This is a genomic window from Streptomyces sp. NPDC031445 (assembly GCF_055581365.1).
The window spans coordinates 130,240-154,356 of record NZ_JBVIJO010000010.1 but is presented as its reverse complement, the minus strand read 5'-3'; the positions used below and the strand labels follow the sequence as shown (position 1 = coordinate 154,356).

Here is a 24,117-nt window from a genome sequence, read left to right as displayed (position 1 = left end):
CCCTTTTCCGCTCGTGGACCGGCCCGGCGCGTACCTACACGCGAGGGCGGCACGAAGCGGTGGCCGCACCGCTCCGATCCGGTCGTGCCGTCGCCGGCCGGGACATTACGGCTTGCCACGTGAGGGTTGTGCTATGTCACTCCAGCAGGACGAGCGGCGTCCGCTGTCCGGGGCCCAGGAGGGTCTCTGGTACGCCGGGCGGCTCGCGTCGGACAGCGCCGCGTACAACACCGGTGAAGCGGTGGAGATCCACGGGCCGCTCGACACGGCATTGTTCGAGACCGCGCTGCGCCGCACGGTCGCCGAGGCGGACACCTTCGCCCTGCGTTTCGTCGACACCGAGGACGGTCCCCGCTGCCATCGCGCCGCGGACCCGGACGACTGGCCCCTGCACCACGTCGATGTCCGCGACGCCGAGGATCCCACGACGGCCGCCTGGAACTGGATCCGGACGGACCTGGCGACCCCGGTCGACCTGGAGAAGGGCCCGCTGTTCTCCCACGCCCTGCTGACGCTGGCGCCCGACCGGTACATCTGGCTGCTGAGGGCCCACCACATCCTGCTCGACGGCTACAGCTACAAGCTCCTGGGACGACGCCTGGCCGAGACCTACAACGCGCTCGCCGCGGGCCGCGAGCCGGATGCCGCCACCTTCGCTCCGGTGCACCGGCTCCAGGAGGAGGAGGCCGCCTACCGCGCCGGCGAACGTCACACCCGTGACCGCGCCCACTGGGCCGACCGCCTGGCCGGGCTGCCCGAACCCGCGCGGCTCACCTCGCGCACGGCCACCCCCACCGCTCCGTTCCTGCGCCGCACCGCCGAGCTGACGCCGCCCGAGGTGGAAGCCCTGGACCAGGCGGCCTCCCGGCTCGGCGTCGCCCGCACGGATCTGCTGGCCGCCGTCACCGCCGTGTACCTGCACCGCATGACGGGCAGCCAGGACCTGGTGCTGGGCGTGGCCACGATGAGCCGGCTGGGCAGCGCCGCGCTGCGCACCCCGGGCACCGCCTCCGGCATCCTGCCCCTGCGGGTGGCCGCCGCCCCGGGGACGCCGCTCGCCCAGTTCGCCCGCGACGTCGCCGCAGAGCTGCGCGCCCTGCGCCGCCACCAGGCCTACCGGGGTGAGTACCTGCGCCGCGACCTGGGGCTGCTGGGCACCGGCCGCCGGCTGTACGGACCGGTGCTGAACATCGTCCCGTTCGACGAGTCGCCCGTCTTCGACGGCCACCCCACCACTTGGCACCACCTCTCCGGCGGAGCCGTGGAGGACCTGCAGATATCGGTGCGGCCCGGCGCCGAGGCGGGCGGCCTGTGGCTGGCCTTCGACGCCAACCCCGCACTGTACGAGGACGACGAGCTCGCGCTGCACCGCGAGCGGTTCCTCACCGTCCTGCGCCGGCTGACCGAGGCGGCGCCCACGACCGCGCTGGGTCGGCTGGACGCCCTGCTGCCGGGCGAGCACCCCCGCGACACCCCCGTCCGCACGTATGCGGTCGAGCGCACCCTCACGCAGCTGTTCGAGGAGCAGGCGGCCGCCGTCCCCGGGCGGACCGCCGTCACCTGCGGTGATCTGCACCTCACCTACGCCGAGCTCAACGCCGAGGCCAACCGACTGGCCCGGCTGCTGACCGAGCGCGGCGCGGGTCCGGGCCGGGTGGTGGCCCTGGCGCTGGAGCGCGGGGCACGGCTGCTGCCCGCTCTGCTCGCCGTCCTCAAGACCGGTGCCGCCTACCTTCCCCTGGACCCAGGGCATCCGGCCGAGCGGCTGCGGCTGGTCGTCGAGGACGCGGCCCCGGTCGCCCTGGTCACCGAGCGCGCCCACGCCCACCTCGCCGGCGCGTCGGTCCCCGCGGTGCTCTTGGACGACCCGCGGGTGACGGCGGACCTCGCCGACCGCCCCGCCGGCGACCTGACCGACGCCGACCGGCACGCGCCGACGAGCCCCGCCGACATCGCGTACATCATCCACACCTCCGGCTCCACCGGCCGCCCCAAGGGGGTGCCGGTGGCGCACGCCAACGTCGTGCGCCTGTTCGCCGCCGCCGCGGAGCACTTCGCCTTCGGTCCCGACGACGTCTGGACGCTGTTCCACTCCTATGCCTTCGACTTCTCCGTCTGGGAGATGTGGGGCGCCCTGCTGCACGGCGGCCGGGTCGTCGTCGTTCCCTACGCCGTCAGCCGCTCCCCCCGCGACTTCCTGGAGCTGCTGCACCGCGAGGGCGTGACCGTCCTCAGCCAGACGCCGTCCGCGTTCGAGCAGCTGATCGACGCCGACCTCGAACGCGGCGGTGACAGCGGGGCGCTGCGCCACGTCGTCTTCGGCGGCGAGGCCCTGCGCCCGGCGCGGCTGCGGCCCTGGGCCGACCGGCACGGCCTGGACCGCCCGGCGCTGGTGAACATGTACGGCATCACCGAGACCACCGTGCACGTCACCCACCACCGCCTCACCCGGGCGGACCTGGACGACCCACGCCGTGGCAGCGTCATCGGCCGGCCCCTGTCCGACCTGCGCGTCCACCTCCTGGACGCCGAGGGGCGCCCGGTGCCGCCCGGCGCGAGCGGCGAGATGTACGTCTCCGGCGCCGGTGTCACCGCCGGCTACCTCCACCGGCCCGAGCTGACCGCCGAGCGCTTCCTCGACGACCCGTTCGGCCCGCCCGGCACCCGCATGTACCGCTCCGGCGACCTGGCACGGCGCCGCCCGGACGGCACCCTGGAGTACCTCGGACGCGCCGACGCCCAGGTGCAGATCCGGGGCTTCCGCGTCGAGCCGGGCGAGATCGAGGCCGTCCTCGCCGCCCACCCCCGCGTGGCCCGGGCCGCCGTCGTCGTCCGCCGCGCCGACAACGGCGCCCAGCAGCTCGTCGCCTACACGGTCGCCGCCGGCGGCACTCCCGCCGACCCCGCCGAGCTGCGCGCCCACGCCGCCGCCCACCTGCCCGAGCACATGGTCCCGGCCGCCTGCGTCGACGTCGACGCCCTGCCGCTGAGCGCCAACGGCAAGCTCGACGTGCGGGCCCTGCCCGCACCGGACTTCACCGCCGCGGCGTCCGGCACCCGCCCCGCGAACCCGCACCAGGCCCTGGTGTGCGCCCTGTTCGAGGACGTGCTGAAGCTGCCCCGCGACACCGTGGGCACCGACGTGAACTTCTTCGACCTCGGCGGCGACTCGCTGCTCGCCACCCGCCTGCTGGCCCGCCTGCGGCACGACACCGGCGCGGAGATCCCCATCACCGCCCTGTTCGAGACACCGACCCCGGCTGCCCTCGCCGCCCGGCTGGCCGCCCACTCCGTCGACGCCCTGCCACGGCCCGCCCTGGGCGCCGCCGTCCGTCCCGACCGCGTGCCGCTGTCCTTCGCGCAGGAGCGCATGTGGTTCCTCGACCGCCTCGACGAGCAGGCCGCCACGTACAACATCCCGCTCGTGCTCAGGCCGCCCGCCGATCTCGACGCCGACGCCCTGGAAGCCGCCCTCGGCGACCTGGCCGACCGCCACGAGAGCCTGCGGACGGTGTTCGCCGTGCACGACGGGGTACCGCACCAGCGCGTCCTGGCGCCCGGCGCGCTGCCGCCGCCTCTGCGCCGTATCGAATGCCCCGCCGCGGAGAGCGCCGCCCACGTCCACGCGGCCATGCGCCACCGCTTCGACCTGAGCGCGGAAGGCCCGCTGGCCGCCTGGCTGCTGGGCCCGGCCGCCGACCGTACGCTGTTGCTCCTCTTGCACCACAGCGCGGCCGACGGCTGGTCCCTGCGGCCCTTCGCCGAGGACCTGAGCGCCGCCTACGCGGCCCGCCGCGCCGGCCGCGCACCCGACTGGGATCCGCTGCCGGTGCAGTACGCCGACTACGCCCTGTGGCAGCGCGCCCTGCTGGCGCCCACCCCGGACGGCACGGGCCGCCTGGAGCGGCTGACCGCCCACTGGCGCGCGGCCCTGGCCGGCCTGCCCGAAGAGTGCGGCCTGCCCGGCGACCGGCCGCGCCCCGAGGTGCCGCGCGGGACCGGAGCGCACGTGGAGACGGTCGTGGACGCCGATCTCCACCGTGACCTGCTCGCCTTGGCCGACCGCGAGGGCGCCAGCCTGTTCATGGTGCTGCACGCCGCCGTCAGCTCCCTGCTCACCCGCTGCGGCGCGGGTGAGGACATCGTCCTGGGCACCCCGGTCGCGGGCCGCACCGAGCCCGCTCTGGACCACCTGATCGGGCTGATCAGCAACACCGTGGTCCTGCGCGCCGACACGTCCGGCGACCCCGCCTTCCGCGACCTGCTCGCCCGGCTGCGCACGGCCGACCTGGCCGCCCTGGACCACCAGGACCTGCCCTTCGACCGGCTGGTGGACGAGCTCAACCCGCCCCGCCGCGCCGGCCGGCACCCGCTGTTCCAGGTGATGCTGGCCCTGCAGAACAACGAACCGGCCGTCCTCGAACTGGACGGGCGACGGAACCGGTTGCGGCCGACCGCCAACGGCACCGCCAAGTTCGACCTCTTCGTGGACGTCCTGGAACGGCACACCAGCGAAGGTGCCCCCGACGGCCTCGCCCTGCACATCGAGTACGCCACCGACCTGTACGACGCGTCCACCGCCAAGGCGTTCGCCCGCGCCCTGCACGACGTCCTGCGCGCGGTGAGTGCCGATCCCGGCGTCCGCGTGGGGCAGTTGCCCGCGGTCCCCGAGCGCGCCCCCGCCCCGCCGGCGATCGCGGTCACGGAGGTGGAGGCGGCTGCGCTGTCCGTGCCCGGCATCCGCGACGCCCGCGCCCTGCCGGCCCCCGACGGCCGGGTGCCGCGCCTGTACGTGGTACCGGGACGCGCGGACGCGGTGGAACGCGTCGAGGAGGTCCTGCGGCGCGCGGGCCACGACGGTGTCCGCGTCACGGCCGTCAACGCCCTGCCCTTCACGGAGGACGGCACGCTGGACACCGACGCGCTTCGGGCCCTGCCCGCCGCCGACCGCGCCTCGGCCGCCGCCTGGCAGGACAGCCTGACCCGCCTGCCCGGGGTGACCGCCGCCGAGGTGACGACGGAGGACGTGCCCGAGGAACTGGGCCGACGCCACGCCGGCCTGCCCGATCGCACCGCGACGGCGGTCTCCGCGGACGGCACCGCCGGCACGGGAGCGTCGTCCGCCGCACCGGCGCTCAGCGAGGGCCCCGCGCTCGCCGAGCCGTCCGTGGCCGACTGGGCGCAGGCCCTGCGCCGCGCCGCCGAGCGGGCACAGGGCGACATCGTCCACGTCCACGCCGACGGCAGCGAGCACCGGCGCAGTTACGCCTCCCTCATCCCCGAGGCCTCCCGGGTCCTGGCCGGACTGCGCGAGGCCGGACTGCGCCCCGGCGACCAGGTCATCCTCCAGTGCGACGCCACCGAGGACTTCGTGGCCGTGCTGTGGGGCTGCATCCTGGGCGGCTTCGTCGCCGTCCCGCTGACCGTTCCCGCTTCCTACGGCACGCCCTCGGCGGCGCTGACCAAGCTGGAGGGCATCTGGCGGATGCTCGGCCGGCCCTGGATCGTGTGCTCCGCCGACCGTGAGACGGGCCTGCGCGAGCTGGCCGACCGTCAGAACTGGCCCGGGCTGCGGCTGGCCACGGCCGAGAAGCTGCGCGAGGCGGCCGAGGACCGCGACTGGCACCCCGCCCGACCCGACGACCTCATCCTGATGCTGATGACGTCCGGCAGCACCGGCCTGCCCAAGGCGGTGCGGCTCACCCACCGCAACGTGCTGACCCGCTCGGCCGCCACCGAGCAGATGAACGGGCTCGGCGCCGCGGACGTCTCCCTGAACTGGATCCCGCTCGACCACGTCACCGGCGTGGTGATGTTCCACCTGCGGGACGTGTACCTGGGCTGCCGCCAGATCCACGCACCCACCTCCTGGATCCTTCAGGACCCGCTGCGCTGGATGGACCTCGCCGACCGCCACCGCGTCACCGTCACCTGGGCGCCCAACTTCGCCTTCGGCCTGCTCGCCGAGCAGGCCGACCGCTTCGCCGACCGCACCTGGGACCTGTCGCCGATGCGTCTGGTGATGAACGCCGGCGAGGTCGTCGTGGCCGCCGCGGCCCGCCGCTTCCTGCACACCCTCAAGCCCTTCCGCCTGCCCCAGGACGTGATGCACCCCGGCTGGGGCATGTCCGAGACCTGCTCGGTGGTCACCGACGCGGTGCTGCCCGGCGAACCCGGCCCCGGCGACGGCACGTTCGTCAGCTGCGGCCGCCCCTATCCCGGCTTCGCCATGCGCGTCGTCGACGACGCCGGCACGGTGCTCGCCGAGGGCGACGCCGGCCGCCTCCAGGTCCGCGGCACCTCCGTGACCGGCGGCTACCACGACAACCCGGGTGCCAACGCCGAGGCGTTCACCGAGGACGGCTGGTTCGACACCGGCGACCTGGCGTTCCTGCGCGAGGGCGAGCTGTACATCACCGGCCGCGCCAAGGACGTCATCATCGTCAACGGCGTCAACCACTACAGCCACGAGATCGAGGCATGCGTCGAGGAACTGCCGCACGTGGTGCGCAGTTTCACCGCCGCGGTCGCGGTGCGCTCCGACCCCTCGGCGACCACCGACGAACTGGCCCTGTTCCTCCACCTCTCCCCCGAGGCCGCGGCGGGCGACACGGCCGCCGCCCTGCGGGAGATCGCGGGCAAGGTGACGCGGGAGATCGGCATCAGCCCCGCCTTCCTCGTCCCCGTCCCCCGGGACGCGATCCCCAAGACGGAGATCGGCAAGATCCAGCGCACCAGACTGCGCAAGAGCTTCGAGGCCGGCGCCTTCGACGAGGAGGTGCGCGCCGCCCAGCTGGTGCTGGGCACCGCCGCCACCGTGCCCGACTGGTTCCTGCGCCCGGTGTGGCAGCGCGCGCGGGCCGGCGCTCTCCGCGAGACGGCATCCGGCCGGCACACCCTCGTCCTCACGGGCGGCGACCCGGACGCCCAGCGGCTCGCTCAGCGGGTCGCCGACGCGCTGCGCTCCGCCGGCGGGCGGTGCACCCTGGCCACCGACGCGGCCTCGTACGCCCGGCTCGACGCCGCACGCTACCGGCTGCGGACCGGCGAGGAGAGCGACGTCACCACCCTGCTGGAGCAGCTGGAGCGTGACCAGCGGCCGGTCGACGCCGTCCTGCACCTCGGCGGCCTGGCCCCCGGGGACGACACAGGCACGACACCGTACGAGGGGACCGGCGCCCTGTCCCTGCTCGCCCTCGCGCGTGCCCTCGCCGCCCGGCCCGAGCGGCGGCGGCCCGTCGACCTGGTGTACGTGACGGCGGGCGCCCAGGGCGTGTGCCCCGAGGACCGGCCCCGCCCGGAACAGGCCATGGCGGGCGCCCTGCTCAAGTCCCTCGGCGAGGAGCTGGGCCGGCTGCGCGGCACCCACCTCGACCTCCCGCCGGACGACGGCGAGGACCGGCTGCCGCTGCTGCTGGCCGAGGCGGGCGCAGCCGCCGAGGGAGCGGAGGTGGCCTACCGCGGCGGACACCGCTACGTACGCCGGCTCGCCCCGTTGCCCGACACGCCGGCGCCCGTCCAGCAGCGGCCCGGCGACGGCTTCACGCTCCTCACCGGCGGACTGGGCGGTGTCGGCGGCGAGGTCGCGGCCCACCTGCTGCGCGCGCCCGGCACCCGCCTGCTGATCCTGGGCCGCACCCCCGAGAACGAACTGGGCGCCGAGGCAGGCGCACCGGACCGCGGGGAGCTGCTGCGGCGGCTGAGTGAGCTGGGCGAGGTCCGCTACGCGTGCGCCGATGTCACCGACGAGCAGCAGGTGCGCGCCGCGGTGGACGCGGCCGGGCGGGCGTGGGGCGTTCCCCTGGCCTCGGTGCTGCATCTGGCCGGGGCGCTCGTCGAACGCCCGGTCGGCGAGCTGGACGGCGACACCTGGCGACAGGCGCTGATGGCGAAGGCGCACGGCGCGTGGACGCTGCACAGGCTGACCGCCGACCACCCGGTCGCCTCCTTCGTCACCTTCTCCTCGGTGAACGGCTACTTCGGCGGTGCCATGAACGCCGCCTACGCCGCCGCCAACGCCTACCTCGACGCCCTCGCCCTGTACCGCCGCCGCCTCGGCCTGCCCGCGCAGTCCCTGGCCTGGAGCATGTGGCGGGAGCGGGGTGTGAGCCGCGGCTACCGGCTTGCCGCGCTCACCGAGGCCCGCGGCTACCGGCTGCTGGACGTGCCCACCGCCCTGCGTTCCTTCGATCTCGCCCGCACGCTGGACGAGCCGCACCTGCTCATCGGTGCCGACCGCACCGCCCCATGGGTGCGCAGTCACGTGGCGGCGCCCGCCCGCCAGGTACGCCGCCCGGTCGCGCGCGTCGGCCTCTCGGACGGCACCGACCTCGGCGCCCTGTACCGTGCGGCCGCCGACGCCGCCCGCGCCGCGGGCCTGGGTGACGACTGGGTGCTGCGCTCGGCCGGTGCCACCGGGCACCGGGAGGCGAACGGGCCGGGCGCGGACGTGCGGCAACTGGAGAGCAGGCTGGCCGAGGTGTGGTGCGGCGTGCTGGGCCGCGACCGAGTGGGACGGGACGAGAACTTCTTCGACCTGGGCGGCAACTCGCTGCTGCTGGTCACCGCCCAGAGCGCGGTCAACAGCGCCTTCGACACCGATCTGTCGGTCGTGGACCTGTTCGCCCACCCCACCGTGCGCGACCTGGCCCGCCACCTGGCGGCCCGCACCGGCCCCGCCGCAGCCGAGCCGTCACCGGAGCCGGGAACCGACGCCGGCCGGGCAGGCGGCCCCGACGCAGGACGGCCCGCTGAGCCGGCCCCCAGCGGCTTGGACCGCGCCAAGGAACAAGCACTACGGCAGCGTGCGGCACGCGCCCGCCGCACCGCACGGCACGGAAAGGACCGCGGCCATGCATGACACCCCCACAGCACACGACGAGGACGTCCCCGCCGTCGCCGTGATCGGTATGGCGGGCCGCTTCCCCGGGGCCGACGACCTGGACGCCTTCTGGGAGAACCTGACGGCCGGCCGGGAGTCGGTGCGCCCCGTCGGCGACGAGGAGTTCCTCGCCGCGGGCGGCGACCCGCGCGACCTCGACGACCCCTCGCTGGTGCGCATGGCGTCCGTCGTGGAGGGCATGGACCGCTTCGACTCCGGCTTCTTCGGCTACAGCCCCGCGGAGGCGGCCGTCGTCGACCCGCAGCAGCGACTGCTGCTGGAGACGGCCTACCACGCCCTGGAGGACGCCGGCTGCCTGGGCGAGGGCCGTACGACCGAGGCGTTCGGCGTGTACGCCGGCAGCGGCGACAGCCGCTACTACCCCGCCCACGTCCATCCCCGCTTCGCCGGCCAGCCCGGATCGGTCGCCCTCGTGCACGCGGCCACCGCCAACTCCCTGGGCACGCTCGCCACCCGCGTCTCCTACGAACTGGGCCTGACAGGTCCGAGCGTGTCGCTGCAGACGGCCTGCTCGACCGCGCTGGTCGCCGTGCACACCGCCTGCCAGGACCTGCTGGACCACCGCTGCGACACCGCGCTGGCGGCCGCGGTCTCCCTCAACCCCTCCGCCGCCCTGGGCTACCGGCACGTGCCCGACGGGCCCTTCTCCCCCGACGGCCACTGCCGCGCGTTCGCCGCCGACGCCGCCGGCACCTCCTCCGGCGACGGCGTGGGTGCCGTCGTCCTCAAGCGCCTGGAGGACGCCCTTGCCGACGGCGACCGCATCCGCGCCGTCATCCGCGGCAGCGCCGTCAACAACGACGGGCGCCGCAAGGTCGGCTTCAGCGCGCCCAGCGCCGCCGGACAGACCGAGGTCATCCTCGCGGCCCAGGCCGAGGCGATGGTCGACGCGGACACCATCGGCCTGGTCGAGGCGCACGGCACCGCCACCAAGCTCGGCGATCCGATCGAGGTCGCGGCGCTCACCGAAGCCTTCCGGCACAGCACCGACCAGCGGGGCTTCTGCGCCCTGGGGTCGGTGAAGACCAACATCGGACACCTGGGAGCGGCGGCCGGCATCGCCGGGCTCATCAAGGCCGTGCTGGCCCTGGAGCACCGGCAGATCCCGCCGAGCCTGCACTTCGACCGGCCCAACCCGCTCATCGACTTCGACTCCAGCCCCTTCCGGGTGCCCACGTCCCTGGAGGACTGGCCCGAGCGCGACCACCCGCGCCGCGCCGCCGTCTCCGCCTTCGGCATCGGCGGCACCAACGCCCACGTCATCCTGGAGGAGGCCCCGCCCGTCACCCCCGCCGCGTCCCGCCCGGCCGAGGACGGCCGCCGCCTGGTGCTGCCGGTCTCCGCACGTACCGCCGGCGCGCTGCGCGGCCAGGCCGACGCCCTCGCCCGGCACCTGGAGCGCCGTCCCGGCCTGCGCCTGGACGACATCGCGTACTCGCTGCGCGCCGAGCGGCCCGCGCTGCGCCACCGCCTCACCGTCACCGCGGCCTCCCGCGAGGAGGCCGTGGCGGCCCTGCGCACCGCCGCGCCCGTCACCCCGCCGGTGGGCGACGACCCGGCCCGGGTGGCGTTCCTGCTGCCGGGCGGCGGCACCCAGTACGCCGGCATGGGGGCGGAGCTCTACCGCGAGCACGCCGTCTACCGCGACGCCGTCGACGAGTGCGCGCGCATCCTGCGGCCCGTCCTCGGCGGCGATCTGCGCGGCACGCTGGTCGAACGCCGGCCGGCCGACGACACCGACGCCCTCCTTGGCCTGGTGGTGACCGAGTACGCGCTGGCCCGCACGCTGATGGAGGCAGGCGTGCGCCCGGACGCCCTCATCGGCCACTCCCTGGGCGAGTACACGGCGGCCTGCCTGGCCGGCGTGATCGACCTGGAGGAGATGCTGCCGCTGGTCACCGAACGCATCCGGCTGATCAGCTCCGCGGGCGGCGCCACGACCGGCGTCGCCGCGCCGGTGGAGGAGATCCTGCCGCTGCTCGACGAGCAGTTGTCCCTGACCGCGGTCAACGGCCTCACCGCGTGCACCGTCGCCGGGCACCTCGACGCCGTCGAACGCTTCGAGGCCGGCCTCGCCCGCCGGGGGACGCCCTTCCGCCGCCTGCGCATTCCCGTCGCGGCCCACTCCCATGTCCTGGACCCCGTGCTGCCGGCCCTCGAGAGCCATCTGCGGCAGGTCACGCTGCGTCCGCCGCGCATCCCCTACGTCACCAACGTCACCGGCGCCTGGATCACCGACGCGCAGGCGACCTCCGTACAGCACTGGCTCGACCACACCCGGCACACCGTGCGCTTCGCCGACGGCATCGCCGCCCTGTGGGAGCGCCTGCGCCCCGTCCTGGTGGAGATCGGCCCCGGGGACACGCTGACCAAGCTGGCCGTCGGCCGGCTCGCCGACGAGGCACCGGTGACGGTGACCACCATGCCGCACGCCAAGGCGCAGGCGACCGACTCCTTCGTCCTGGCCGAGGCCCTGGGCCGGCTGTGGTGCGCGGGCGTGGACGCCGCCCTTCCGCCGGTGCCGGGCACCGCCCGCCGGGTGCCGCTGCCGCCGTACGCCTTCGAACGCCACCGCCACTGGATCGACGCCCCCGGTGTCCGCACGGACGCCCCGGCTCCCGACGCCCCGGCCGCGGCGCCGGCCGCCAGTGCCCTCGCCCCGCGCCCCCGGCTGACGACGGAGCACGTGCCACCGCGCTCCGCACGCGAGGAGGCGGTCACCCGGGTGTGGGAGGAGACACTCGGCATCGGCGGCATCGGCGTGCACGACAACTTCTTCGACCTGGGCGGCGACTCGATGCGCGCCGTGCTGCTGGCCGGCCGCTTGCGCCAGACGGGCGTCCTCGACGTCCCCGCGGCGAAGCTGCTGGCCGCTCCCACGGTCGCCGGCCTGCTCGCCGAGGAACCGGCGGGCACAGCGCCGGACGCCGCCCCCGCCACCGCGCTGGGCCCGCTGCTGCCCCTGCGCACGGAGGGCACCGCCACTCCGCTTTTCTGCCTCCACCCCGGGGCGGGCGTGTCCTGGCGCTACACGGGCCTGCTGCCCCATCTGGGCGGCGACCAGCCCGTCTACGGCGTCCAGGCGCTGGGCCTGGACGGCACCCGGCCGCCTTCGACGGACGCCGCCGCCATGGTCGGCGCCTACCTCGGCCTGGTGCGCGAGGTACAGCCACACGGTCCCTACCGGCTGCTGGGCTGGTCCTACGGAGGGTTTGTCGCACACGCCATGGCCTGCGCCCTCCAGGAGGCCGGTGAACAGGTCGAACTCCTCGCCATGCTCGACGCTCCCCAGCCCCACGGCACCGGCTACGACCCCGAGACGGCCGAGCGGCAGGTCGCCGCCCTGTTGTCGCGGGTCGCCGGCCTGCCCCTGACACCCGGGGTCGCGCCGGAGGTGGAGTCGGTCCTGGACCGCATCGACGCCGCCCTGGCCGCCGATCCGGCCAGTTCCCCCGTCACGCGCGCGGAGGCCGCCGCCATCGCCGCCGTCATGCGCAACAACCTGCGCATCGCACCACAGTTCGCCCCTGGTCGCTTCCGCGGTGACGTCCTGTTCTTCAGCGCGGCCCAGGAGCCGGCCACGGAATTCTCCGGCGACCTCGCGGTGCAGCCCGGCAAGGCCGACGGCTGGCGCCCGTACGTCGAGGGCACCCTTCACGACCACCACGTTCCGTGCGGTCACTACGAGATGACCGAGCCGGAGCCGATCGCCCGCATCGGCGAAACGGTCGCCAAGGCCCTGCGCGCCCTGAGGTACTGAAATCACGGCCGCCCGCGCTCGTGACCGGCACCGGCCCCCGCCCGCGCGACCCCTCCGCCCACCCGAGTCCGCCGACGCCTCCCGCACCGACGTGGTGGACGTCCCACCCGTCGGCCGCGGGCGGGTCGCGGTGGAGGGGTGGCGCCGTGCGCCGACCGCCACCCGTCCGGGCGGCGCCGGGTGGCCGAGGCCGGCACGAGGTCGACCTCTGGGGCCGGCTGCCGGACACCTCGGACGAGGGGGCCATGATGAGTCGGCGGGTGAGCGGCGCCCGCGCCTTCGCCGGCGCTTGCGGGCCGTACTCGGGCGTGGTCCCGCCACAGCTGACGACCATGCCGCGGCTGTCGAACAGCGCTACGACGGCGATGCGGGCCCGCGCTCTCTGCGGACGCGGCGGAAGTGGCTGCCTTCGCGCCCTCGCCCGCCACCAGATCGGCTGCCCACCGGCTGGGCCGGGGCGAGCGCTCACGGCTACGGGCGCGCGTCGACGAGGGTTCCGGAAGGCGGTCGTGCGTTGGTCGGACGGCCGGCGAGCCGGGCCGGCAGGGGAGACGCGTGCGCGGGTGATCCTGCTCCGACGGGCGGCGGGTGTCCCCATGGCAGCCGGCTTGCTCGGCGGGAGCCGTCCCGGCGGCCCCTAATCAGCGGCGTCGCACACGCCGTCGGCCGATGCGGGCGCGGCGTCGGCCCAGCCCACGACGTAACTGAACACGCCCGCGCAGACGGGCAGCGCGCGCACCCGCACCGCGTACGCGGGATCCGCGCGCAGACCGACCCGCAACTCCTCGCCGTCCGGCCTGGCCCACAGGTCCCGCAGCGTCCTCATCGACGTGGCCGTCGCCTGACCCGCCGCGAGGTTCAGCGCCTTCCACGCCGCCTCCTTGGCCGAGAACAGGGCCGTCAACGGCCAGGGCGCGTCCTCCGGCCCGGCGGCGGTGTCCACCAGCCGTTCCTCGTCCGCGCGCAGCACCAGCCGTGCCGCGCCGGCCGGCAGCGGCCGCAGCTCCAGGTCGCAGCCGAGCGGAGCGTTCTCCCCCGGCCCACGAGCAACGGCGACGGCGATCCCGGCACTGTGCGAGATCGACGCCGCCCGTCCGGGCGCGAACACCGGCAGGCGACCCGCGCGGGGAATCTCGCCGCAGTCCGCGCCCACCGCGCGCAGGGCGCGGCGGGCGGCCTGCCGCCCGGCCAGGAACTCCCGGCGGCGGCGTGGCGCCATCGACGCTGCCGCGGACGCCTCCGCCGGGCCTCCCGGCCCCAACCGCGGCTCACCGACATGGGCGAGCCCCAGGCCCAGCCCGGCGGCGGCCGGCAGGGGGCGCAGCCGGGCCAAGGCAGCGACGGCCGCGGGCAGGCGCCCGGCGTCGGCAACGCGGACCCCGTCCCGCTCATGGCGAAGAGAGCCGGGCGCCGCGGCGAGAACGCCGGGGGCCGCACGGCCGTACGCCCCATGTTCGCCCGGCTCCGCGCCACAGTGGCGGGCGGACCCGCCGGGGCCGGTCATGAGGCCGCGCTCCGCGCACCGCCGGCCACCGTCAGCCCCGCAGCAGCTTCTTGATGATCTTCCCGGCGGGGTTGCGGGGCACCTGCTCGATGAACTCCACGCGTCGCGGGCGCTTATAGGGCGCGAGCAGCCTGGCGACGTGGCCCAGCAGCTCCGCCGGGTTCACGTCCGCGCCCGGCTCCGGGACGACGTAGGCCAGCGGCACCTCGCCGTAGTCCTCGTCGGGCGTGCCGACGACCGCCGCGTCGTGGACCGCCGGGTGAGTCATCAGGGCGCGTTCGATCTCCGACGGATAGACGTTCTGGCCCGCGCGGATGATGACGTCCTTGGTCCGGTCCACCAGGCTGATGCGGCCCTCGTCGTCGACGAAACCGAGGTCGCCCGTCCTGATCCAGCCGTCGAGGGTGATCTCGCGTGTGGCCCGTGGATCGTTCCAGTAGCCCTGCATGACGCCGGGCCCGCGCACCACGATCTCGCCGATCTCGCCACGCGGTACCTCCCGTCCGTCCCGGTCGACAGCGCGGGCCGACATGCCCGGCACGACCCGCCCGCAGGGGATGCGGGCGGTGACGTCCCCGGGAGCGGGGTGCTCGTCGGGGCCGAGGGTGACGAAGGGGCCGCCGACCTCGGTCATGCCGTACACCTGCCGGAAGCCACAGCCCAGCCGCTCCACCGCCTCGGCGTACACGTCCAGCGGCATGGGCGCGGCGCCGTAGAGGATCTCCCGCAGCGAGGAGAAGTCGGTGTGCTGTGCGGCCTTGGCCTGGAGCATGAACCGCACCATCTGCGGGACCATCCACATGTGTGTGGCGTGGTGGCGTTCCACCGCGGTCAGCGCCCGCTGCGGGGTGAAGCCGGGCATCAGCACGACGGTGGCGCCGGCCGCCATGTACGTGAGCGAGACGACCATGCTGCCGTGGTACAGGGGGCAGCAGTTGACCATGACGATGTCGTCGACGGGCCGGGCCATGACCAGCCAGCCCAGGGCGATCGCCCGGAACGAGCCGCTGTCGACGGTGACGCCCTTCGCCTGTCCGGTGGTCGCCGAGGTGTGCAGTACGGCGATCGGGTCGGTGTCGGCGACCCGGGGCAGCTCCCGCTCGGGCGCCAGGGTGCCCAGCGCCTCGAAGGCGGGTTTGTCCAGCGCCACCCGGACGCGCACCGACTCCGGCAGCCGGGGGTGGCGGTCCAGCAGGTCCGACTCGCCGAGCACCGCCACCGCGCCGACGCGCTCGATGATGCCGGCGACCTCGGGCTCGGCCAGGCTGTGGTTCAGTGGCACGAACAGCGCACCCAGGCGGGCGAGCGCGAAGTAGCTCTCCAGGACCTCGATGCGGTCCTTGGACAGGACGGCGACCCGGTCACCGCGCTCGATGCCCAGCTCCGCGAAGCCGTGGGCGAGTTCGGCCGTGCGGTCGTGGAACTCCGCCCAGGTGACGCTGCGTTGCTCGTCCACGAGCGCGGTCCGGTCGGGGAAGCACTGCCGGTTGCGCTCCAGCAGCTGCGTCAGCCACATCACGCACCGCCGGCGGCGCCGACGGCGGAGCGCTCGGCCACGAACCGCTCGTAGTCGGCGATCGTGTGCAGCTGCTCCATGTCCTCGGCCGTGATCTCGACGCCGAGACGCTGCTCGACGAGCAGCACCAGACGCACCAGGTCACCGGAGTCGATGCCGCTGGCGGCGAGGTCGACGTCGCCGCCGACCGCGTCCGCGTACTCGGCGGTACCGGTGAGTTCGACCAGCAACTCCCTGATGGTGCTCATGGGTTCTCCTTTCGCCGCGGCATGCCGGCCGCCGTCGTCCGGGCTGGACTGTCACCCCCTCAAGAGGCGGTCGCGGCCGCCCGCACTCCCTGGGCCGCCCGTGAGCTTTGTCACGCGGCGAGCCGCGGGCGGCAGGGATAGCCGGGCCGCCCGCCCGGCCTCCTTACCGGGACGAGAACACATGCTCCGCCCGCTCGGTCCCGTGCTGCTGCGGGACGCGGGCGGGCCCCGAACCAAGGAGTGATGCGCGTGCCCAGGCAGCCGGTACGGGTCCGGTCCGCGGCAGGACACCCCGTGCGCCGCGCCGTCGCGGCGAACCTCGCTCGCACGGGCGGTGCCGGGTGAGCGCGCGGACGGCCGTCACCGAGGACGCCGGGCAGGAGGAGCCGCTCACGCGCTTCGAGGCGCTGATCGCCCAGGGCGGGACGATCGAGCCGCGCGACTGGATGCCCGACGGCTACCGTCGCATGCTGATCCGTCAGATCGCCCAGCACGCCCACTCCGAGATCATCGGCATGCAGCCCGAGGGGGCCTGGCTGACCCGGGCCCCGTCGCTGCACCGCAAGTCGGTGCTCATCGCCAAGGTCCAGGACGAGGCCGGCCACGGCCTGTACCTGTACTCCGCCGCCGAGACCCTGGGCGTGGACCGCGCCGACCTGCTCGACGCCCTGCACCTGGGCCGCCAGCGCGCCTCGGCCACCTTCAACCACCCGGCGCTGACCTGGGCGGACACCGGCGCCATCGCCTGGCTGACCGACGGCGCCGCCGTCATCAACCAGGCTCCCCTGTGCCGCACCTCCTACGGGCCGTACGCGCGGGCGATGCGCCGCGTCTGCCAGGAGGAGGCCTTCCACGTGCGCCAGGGGTACGACCTGATGCGCGCGCTGTGCGAGGGCACGCCCGAGCAGAAGGCGATGGCGCAGGACGCGGTGGACCGCTGGTGGCTGCCGGCCGTGGCGCTGATGTTCGGCCCGCCCGACACGGAGGCGGGCGGGGCGGACGCCCGGACCGCCGCGCTCGGGGCCGCCGTCTCACGACGCGCGATGGCCTGGGGCATCAAGCGCCACACCAACGACGAACTGCGCCAGCGCTTCGTCGACCAGTGCGTCCCGCAGGCCGAGCGGCTCGGCCTGACGCTGCCCGATCCGGCCATCCGCTGGAACGAGGAACGGGGTCACTACGACTTCACCCCGATCGACTGGGACACCTACCGCACGGCCCTGGGCGACGACACCCACTGGGCGCGCCGACGCATCGACCACCGCAGGACCGCGCACGAGGACGGCGCCTGGGTGCGGGAGGCCGCCGCCGCGTACGCCGCCCGCGAGGAGACCGGTGGATCCGCGGGCGGCTCCGGCCCGGTCGTCCGCCGACAGACGCAGGAGGAACGCGTATGAACCGCAACGACGAGGGCGCGCCCGCGTCCTGGGAGGTCTTCCTGCGGGCCCGGCGGGGCCTGGCCCACCAGCACGTGGGTTCGGTTCGCGCCGCCGGTCCGGACGCGGCGCTGGCGGTCGCCCGCGATGTGTACACGCGCCGCGGCGACCCGCTGTCGCTGTGGGTGGTGCGTTCGGACGCCGTGCACGCGGTGTCCCCGGACGAACGCGACCCGTACTTCGCGGGCGCCCACGGCAAGCCGTACCGGTATCCCGAGCACTTCCCGCCGCTGACCGAGAAGGGGTCGGAAGGTGACCACGACCAGTGACGAACGGGCGGACCGCGTGGCAGACCACCCGCCGGCACCGGCCTCGCCCGGTGACACCCCCGGGGTGAGCGCGCCCGGTCGCCCGACCCGCGCCGCGCACGCCCCCGCCGGACTCGCCACCTACCTGCTGCGCCTGGGTGACGACGCCCTCGTGCTCGGGCAGCGGCTGTGCCAGTGGATCACGCGCGCGCCCATGATCGAGGAAGACCTGGCCCTGTCCAACATCGCCTTGGACCTGATCGGCCACGCCCGCACCCTCCTGACCCTCGCCGGACGGCTCGACGGAACCGGCCGCACCGAGGACGACTTCGCCTTCGCCCGCCACGAGCGCGACTTCACCAACACCCTGCTGACCGAGCTGCCCAACGGCGACTTCGCGGTGACCGTCGCCCGCCAGCTCGCGTACACCCACTACGCGTCCCTGCAGTACGAGGCTCTCGCCGGCTGCCCGGACCGCGAACTCGCCGCGTTCGGCGCGCGGGCGGTCAAGGAGGTCGCCTTCCACCGGCTGCACGCCGACCGCTGGGTCCGCCGGCTGGGCGGCGGCACGGCCGAGAGCGCGCGCCGGATGCAGCGGGGGCTGGAGCGGGTGTGGCCCTACACCGCCGAACTCTTCGACGAGGACGACCTCGTGCGGCGTCTGGCCGCCGCCGGCACGGTGCCCTCGCCGGCGCCGTTGCGCCCGGTGTGGGAGCAGCGCGTCACCGAGGTCGTCACCGGCGCGGGACTCACCGTGCCCGTCCCCTCCTGGCAAGCCCGGGGCGGCCGTTCGGGCCTGCACACCGAGGAGTTCACCGATCTCATCGGCGAACTGCAGTCAGTGCGCCGGCAGTTCCCCGGGGGAACCTGGTGAACGACACCGCACGGACCGTGGCGCCCCTCCCCGCGGAGGAGGTACGCAGGCGGGTGGAGGCGCTGCCCGACCCCGAACTGCCCGTGATCGGCCTCGGCGACCTGGGGGTGGTGGGCTCCGTCGGTCCGGGGCCCGACGGGAGCCTGGAGGTGGAGATCACACCCACCTACCTGGGCTGCCCCGCACTGCCCGCGATCACCGCCGCCGTCCGCGAGGTCCTGGCCGACTGCGGCCACCCGGACGGCCGGGTGCGGCAGGTGCTGTCCCCGCCCTGGACGACCGACCGCATCACCCCTCGCGGCATACGCACCCTCGCCGCCCACGGCATCGCCCCGCCGGTGCCCGCGGCGGGCGACGGCCCGGTCGCCGTGGAGCTGAGCGCCGTCGCCTGCCCGCACTGCGGCTCGCGCGCCACCCGGCCGTACAGCCCCTTCGGCCCGTCCCGCTGCCAGTCGGTGCTGTGGTGCACGGTGTGCCGCGAACCCTTCCCCCACCTGACCGCGCTGTGAGGCACACCGTGAACACCGCCGCCACCCCACCGCCCGCCCGGCAGGAGACGTCCGCCGAACGGCGCGTGCGCCGGGGCACGCGTGCCCGCTGGCACCCCGCCACGGTCAGCGAGGTGTGCCATCTGAACGCGGACGCCGTGGCCGTGACCCTGGAGGTGCCCGTCGGCCTGCGCGAGGTCTTCGCCCACCAGCCCGGCCGGCACGTCGTCGTACGCTACCGTCACGCCGACGGCGAACTGCGCCGCGCCTACTCGCTGTGCCCGCCCCCGCACGACACCTCTGTCCTCCGCCTGGTGATCAAGCGTGGTGCCCCGGACGGTTTCGGGGCCCACGCAGTCCGCCGCCTCGCACCCGGCGACCGACTCGAACTGTCCCCTCCCACAGGCCACTTCGCCCTTCCGGAGCTGCCCGGCGCCCACCACGTCCTGATCGCCGGCGGCTCCGGCATCACCCCGCTGGCCGCGCTGGCCGCCGACGCCCTGCGACGGGACGCCAGCTGCCGGGTGTCCCTCGTCCACTCCGTCCCGACCGCCGCGCAGGCCCTGCTCGCCGACGAACTGGCCTCCCTCAAGGACATGTTCCTCGACCGCTTCACCGTCCTGTACGTCCTCACCCGCGACGAGCAGGACACCGAGGGGCCGTTCCGCGGACGGATGGACGCCGGCAAGCTGTCCCGCCTGCTCACCGTCATCGGCGCCCGGCCCGCCGAGGACACCACGTTCGCCCTGTGCGGACCACCGGGGATGATCGCCGTCGTACGGCGGTTCCTGGACGGCCGAGGTGCCGATCCGGCCCTCGTACGCTGGGAGTCGTTCACCTCCGGATCCACTCCCCCCTCCGCCGGCCCCCTGCCGGCCCGGCGGCCGGGCTGCCCGGCCGACGACATCACGGAACGGGCCCCGGCCTCCGGAACGAGCCGCGTCACCGCCGTGCTCGACGGGCACCGCCGGCGGGCCACCGTCGGACCGCAGGACACGGTGATCCTGGACGCCCTGCTGCGTGCGCACCCCGACGTGCCGTACGCCTGCCGCGAAGGTGTGTGCGGCAGCTGCCGCGCCAAGGTCCTGTCCGGACGGGTACGAGCCGACCGCCAGCACGCTCTGGACGACCGCGACCGCGCCGAAGGCTACACGCTCGTGTGCCGGGCACGACCGGACTCCGCCGAGGTGGTCATCGACTTCGACGCGTGACGCCCGCCCGGCGTCCGGCCCAGGGCACCCGCCCACGACCACCACACCCCCTCGTCAGCACGCACCGAAGGAGACGCACGTTGAGCACCACCGCCCGCCTCGCGGGAAAGACCGCCCTGGTCACCGGGGGCAGCAGGGGAATCGGCCGGGCCATCAGCCGTCGCCTCGCCCAGGACGGCGCACTGGTGGCCGTGCACTACGGCCACGACGCGAGCGCCGCCGAGCGGACCGTCAAGGAGATCGAGGCCGACGGGGGCCGCGCGGTCGCCGTGCACGCCGAACTCGGAGTGCCCGGCGACGCCGACACCCTCTGGTCCGCCTTCGACCGGGTCCTTTCCGACCGGGGCGCGGACCGCGGCCTCGACATTCTGGTCAACAACGCGGGCATCACCGTCCCGCGCCGCATCGCCGACGTGACCGAGGCCGACTACGACCGGGTGTTCGCGATCAACACCAAGGCGCCGTTCTTCATCGTCCAGCGCGGCCTCGACCGGCTGCGGGACGGCGGGCGGATCGTCAACATCTCCTCCGTGGCCACCCGGGTCGCGTTCCCCGCCATCGTCTCGTACACCATGACCAAGGCCGCCCTGGACTACCTCACCCTCGCCCTGGCTCAGGAGCTGGGGCCCCGGGGCATCACCGTCAACGCTGTCGCCCCCGGCTACACCGAGACGGAGATCAACCCCACGCTCGCCGTCCCGGAGATCCGCCGCAGGTACTCCGAGGCATCCGCCTTCAGCCGGCTCGGCCAGCCGGCGGACATCGCCGACGTGGTCTCCTTCATCGCGAGCGACGACGCCCGCTGGGTGACCGGTCAGTGGATCGACGCCTCCGGCGGAGCCCACCTCGGCGTGTGACCCCGGCTCTCCGGCCGGCCGGCCGGTGCCTGAACCCCTCCCCCACCATCCGCGGCACCCTCACGCGGCCGTCCCACCTCACGGCCGCAGCACAGGAGATGCGATGAACGACCGCACGACCGCTCTCGCCGAGCCGGTCACGGACGAGGTCCTGACCCAGCCCTTCACCGGCGCGAGCCCCTACGACAGCTATGTGCACGCCTCCGTCCTCAACTCCATGCAGCACCCGCTCACCGACGCGCCGGACGAGATGGGTTTCCTCGTCACCACCCAGGTGATGGAGCTGTGGTTCACCCTGATCGTGCACGAGTGGCGCACCGCGCGGGTGGCCTTCGCGAAGGACGATCTGCGCGCGGCCATGGACGCCCTCGTCCGCAGTCGCCGGGCCCTGACGGCACTCAACGGCGCGTGGGAGCCCATCGCCGCGCTGACACCGGCTCAGTTCAACGGTTTCCGGGCGGCGTTCGGCAAGGCGTCGGGATTCCAGTCGGCGATGTACCGGCACATGGAGTTCCTCCTCGGCGACAAGTCCGCCGGGCTGCTCCGCGCACACCGGGGCGAACCGGCCGTCCACGAGGCGCTCGGCGAGACCTACCGTGAACCGTCCCTGTACGACGAGGTGCTGGCCTTCCTGCACCGCCAGGGCCTGCACGTACCGCTGCGCGTCCGCGAGCGGGACGTGACCGGCCCCTACACTTCCGACCCCGCGGTGGTGGAGATGTGGCGGGAGATCTACGCCGGTCCACAGCACCACCCGCACCTGGAACTGGGCGAACTGCTCACCGACATCGCCGAGCTCGTCACCCGCTGGCGTTTCGAGCACGTCCTGGTCGTGCGCCGCGCGATGGGCGCGAAGCCGGGCAGCGCCGGCTCCGCGGGCCTGGCCTGGCTGGAGCAGCGCGCCGCCCGCCCGGTCTTCCCCGAGCTGTGGGAGGTGCGCGGTGACATCTAGGGTCATCTCCGCCTTCGCGGCCGAGGAGGAGCAGCGGGTACTGAGCCTGAAGCCGGTCCTGGCACCGGTGCACGGCCGCTACGGCGACCATCCCCACCAGGTCTACGACGCCTGGCCCTCGGACACCCCCGACGCCCCCTTGGTGATCCTGCTGCACGGCGGCTACTGGCGCTACGACCGCATGCACCTCACCCCCTTCGCCGCCTACCTCGCCGAGCAGGGCTTCGACGTCCTGCTGCCCGGCTTCCGTCGCTCCGGAGGCGCGGGCGGCTATCCGGAGACCTTCGACGACGTCGCCCGGATCGTCGACACCCTTCCGCAGGGGCGGCCGTACGTTCTGGCGGGCCACTGCTCGGGCGGACACCTGGCCCTGTGGTGCGCGGCCCGCGGCCTGCTGCCGGCCGGCTCGCGCTGGCACACGCGCACCCTGCCGACCGGCGTCCTCGCCCTGGCCCCGCTCACCGACCTCGACGCCACCCGCCGGGACGACCTGAGCAACGGCGCCGCCCTGCAACTTCTCGGCGGCGCCGAGCACTTCGAGCACCGCATGGCCGAGGTGGATCCCCTGACCCTGCTGCGCGACGCCGGCACGACCGGGGTGCCCACCGTGCTGCTGCACGGCGCTGCCGACGAGGAGGTGCCCCTCACCCAGTTCGCCGACTACGCGGCCGTCCACCGCGACCTCACCACGGTCGTCCTGCCCGGCACCGGCCACTACACCCTCATCGAACCGGGCGCACCCGGCGCCCGCGCCGTCGCCGAGACCCTCCGGGAGATGGCGGCGTCCTTCCCCGCCCAGCACCCCGGGCCGGCGCACGAGGAGCCCGCGCACCGATGACCACCATGCCGACGACCGACCTGACCGAGATCGCCGCGCGCCTCGATGCCGACGACCCGCTGGCTCACGTGCGCGACCGCTTCCTGCTCCCCCAGGGCATCGTCTACCTCGACGGCAACTCCCTGGGCCCGCTCCCCGCCGCCGTCCCGCCGGTCCTCACCGACGTCGTGACCCGGCAGTGGGGTACCGACCTGATCGGCTCCTGGAACGGCAACGGCTGGTGGCAGGCGCCGTTGCGGGTGGGCGACGCCATCGGCGCGCTCATCGGGGCCGGGCCGGGCCAGACGGTGGCGGGTGACTCCACCAGCGTGCAGCTTCACACCGCCCTCGACGCTGCCGCCTCGCTCCGACCGGACCGCACCCTGCTGGTCACCGACCCCGACCACTTCCCCACGGACCGCTATGTGGCCGCCGCCGTCGCCGAACGTCGCGGCCTGGAGGTCCGGCGGGTTTCACCGGCCGACCTGCCCCGCTTCCTCAGGTCGGAGGGGGACCGGGTGGCCGTCGTCAGCTACTCGCCCGTCGACTTCCGCACCGGGGAGCTGTACGACATGCGGGACGTGACGCAGGACGCGCACCGCGCCGGCGCGCTGGTCCTGTGGGACCTGTGCCACGCGGCCGGGGCCCTGCCGGTCCGACTCGACGCCCTCGGTGTCGATCTCGCCGTCGGATGCGGCTACAAGTTCCTCTGCGGAGGCCCCGGCGCCCCGGCCTACCTGTACGTGGCACACCGCCACCACCGGGACCTGCGCACCCCGGTGCCCGGCTGGACCGGGCACGCCGACCCCTTCGGGCTGGGCCGGGAGTACGCACCCGCCCCCGGCATCGCCCGGGCCCGTATCGGCACTCCCCCGATCCTGTCCCTGCTCGCCCTCGAGGCGGCCCTGACCGTTTACGACGGCGTGGACCTCGCCGAGGTCCGCGCCAAGAGCCTGTCCCTGACCGGGTTCCTCCTGCGCTGCGCCGACGAGCTCCTCACCCCCCTGGGTTTCACCTCCGTCACCCCCTCCGACCCCGGCCGCCGCGGCAGTCAGGTCTCCCTGCGCCACCCCCACGCCCACGCCCTGACCCGAGCGCTCGCCGACCACGGCGTGATCGCGGACATGCGGGCCCCCGATCTGCTGCGCTTCGGCGTCAACGCGCTGTACACCACCCACCGGGAACTGCTCACCGCGGCGTGGCGCCTCCGGGACATAGCCGCCGAGGCCGCCTACGACCCGACACCGCGGAGGCCGGGCCCAGTGACATGAAGTCCCTAGGCGGCCCTCGCGTGGGAGTACGGC

Annotated in this window: 14 protein-coding genes; 11 read left to right on the top strand and 3 right to left on the bottom strand. The window is 74.8% G+C overall.

All coding sequences use genetic code 11. The features are described from left to right. Window positions 1–133: 133 nt before the first annotated feature. Window positions 134–8,860, top strand: a complete 8,727-nt coding sequence (locus tag ACZ5DC_RS25525) for an amino acid adenylation domain-containing protein (protein ID WP_468656350.1) — start codon at window positions 134–136, stop codon at window positions 8,858–8,860. Further along, window positions 8,853–12,662, top strand: coding sequence for a type I polyketide synthase (locus ACZ5DC_RS25520; RefSeq protein WP_468656348.1), 3,810 nt, complete (start codon window positions 8,853–8,855; stop codon window positions 12,660–12,662). The genes ACZ5DC_RS25525 and ACZ5DC_RS25520 overlap by 8 nt, the downstream gene beginning before the upstream one ends. Before the next feature lie 637 nt (window positions 12,663–13,299). On the opposite strand, the gene ACZ5DC_RS25515 is transcribed toward ACZ5DC_RS25520, so the two are convergent. The 3 genes from ACZ5DC_RS25515 to ACZ5DC_RS25505 all read right to left on the bottom strand — a co-directional run bounded on the left by ACZ5DC_RS25515 (window position 13,300) and on the right by ACZ5DC_RS25505 (window position 15,930). Then, window positions 13,300–13,995 carry a 4'-phosphopantetheinyl transferase superfamily protein gene (locus tag ACZ5DC_RS25515; protein ID WP_468656346.1) on the bottom strand — a complete coding sequence of 232 codons (696 nt, stop codon included), beginning with the start codon at window positions 13,993–13,995 and terminating at the stop codon, window positions 13,300–13,302. A 202-nt stretch (window positions 13,996–14,197) separates the two neighbouring features. Further along, window positions 14,198–15,682, bottom strand: a complete 1,485-nt coding sequence (locus ACZ5DC_RS25510) for a class I adenylate-forming enzyme family protein (RefSeq protein ID WP_468656344.1) — start codon at window positions 15,680–15,682, stop codon at window positions 14,198–14,200. Continuing rightward, window positions 15,682–15,930, bottom strand: coding sequence for an acyl carrier protein (locus ACZ5DC_RS25505; RefSeq protein ID WP_468656342.1), 249 nt, complete (start codon window positions 15,928–15,930; stop codon window positions 15,682–15,684). Before ACZ5DC_RS25505 ends, ACZ5DC_RS25510 begins: the two co-directional genes overlap by 1 nt. Before the next feature lie 341 nt (window positions 15,931–16,271). On the opposite strand from ACZ5DC_RS25505, the gene paaA reads away from it, so the two are divergent. The 9 genes from paaA to kynU all read left to right on the top strand — a co-directional run bounded on the left by paaA (window position 16,272) and on the right by kynU (window position 24,084). Next, a complete protein-coding gene (paaA, locus tag ACZ5DC_RS25500) occupies window positions 16,272–17,327 on the top strand; it encodes a 1,2-phenylacetyl-CoA epoxidase subunit PaaA (RefSeq protein ID WP_468656340.1) in 1,056 nt (351 codons plus the stop codon). Further along, a complete protein-coding gene (gene paaB / locus ACZ5DC_RS25495) occupies window positions 17,324–17,635 on the top strand; it encodes a 1,2-phenylacetyl-CoA epoxidase subunit PaaB (protein ID WP_468656338.1) in 312 nt (103 codons plus the stop codon). Before paaA ends, paaB begins: the two co-directional genes overlap by 4 nt. A 64-nt stretch (window positions 17,636–17,699) precedes the next feature. Beyond that, the gene (gene paaC, locus ACZ5DC_RS25490) at window positions 17,700–18,488 is read left to right on the top strand and encodes a 1,2-phenylacetyl-CoA epoxidase subunit PaaC (RefSeq protein WP_468656703.1); all 789 of its coding nucleotides are present in this window, start codon (window positions 17,700–17,702) and stop codon (window positions 18,486–18,488) included. Next, window positions 18,485–18,997: a 1,2-phenylacetyl-CoA epoxidase subunit PaaD gene (paaD, locus tag ACZ5DC_RS25485; RefSeq protein WP_468656336.1), complete on the top strand. Its 513-nt coding sequence runs from the start codon at window positions 18,485–18,487 to the stop codon at window positions 18,995–18,997. The genes paaC and paaD overlap by 4 nt, the downstream gene beginning before the upstream one ends. 8 nt (window positions 18,998–19,005) lie before the next feature. Beyond that, complete coding sequence (locus ACZ5DC_RS25480) at window positions 19,006–20,187, top strand: 2Fe-2S iron-sulfur cluster-binding protein (RefSeq protein WP_468656334.1); 1,182 nt, start codon at window positions 19,006–19,008, stop codon at window positions 20,185–20,187. Window positions 20,188–20,267: 80 nt separating this feature from the next. Further along, entirely contained in the window at window positions 20,268–21,044 is a 777-nt protein-coding gene (locus ACZ5DC_RS25475; RefSeq protein ID WP_468656332.1) for an SDR family oxidoreductase, read from the top strand. 103 nt (window positions 21,045–21,147) lie between these two features. Further along, a complete protein-coding gene (locus ACZ5DC_RS25470; RefSeq protein ID WP_468656330.1) occupies window positions 21,148–21,996 on the top strand; it encodes a tryptophan 2,3-dioxygenase in 849 nt (282 codons plus the stop codon). Next, window positions 21,986–22,834: an alpha/beta hydrolase gene (locus tag ACZ5DC_RS25465; RefSeq protein ID WP_468656328.1), complete on the top strand. Its 849-nt coding sequence runs from the start codon at window positions 21,986–21,988 to the stop codon at window positions 22,832–22,834. The genes ACZ5DC_RS25470 and ACZ5DC_RS25465 overlap by 11 nt, the downstream gene beginning before the upstream one ends. Continuing rightward, the gene (gene kynU / locus ACZ5DC_RS25460; RefSeq protein ID WP_468656326.1) at window positions 22,831–24,084 is read left to right on the top strand and encodes a kynureninase; all 1,254 of its coding nucleotides are present in this window, start codon (window positions 22,831–22,833) and stop codon (window positions 24,082–24,084) included. The genes ACZ5DC_RS25465 and kynU overlap by 4 nt, the downstream gene beginning before the upstream one ends. The last annotated feature ends 33 nt before the right edge of the window (window positions 24,085–24,117 follow it).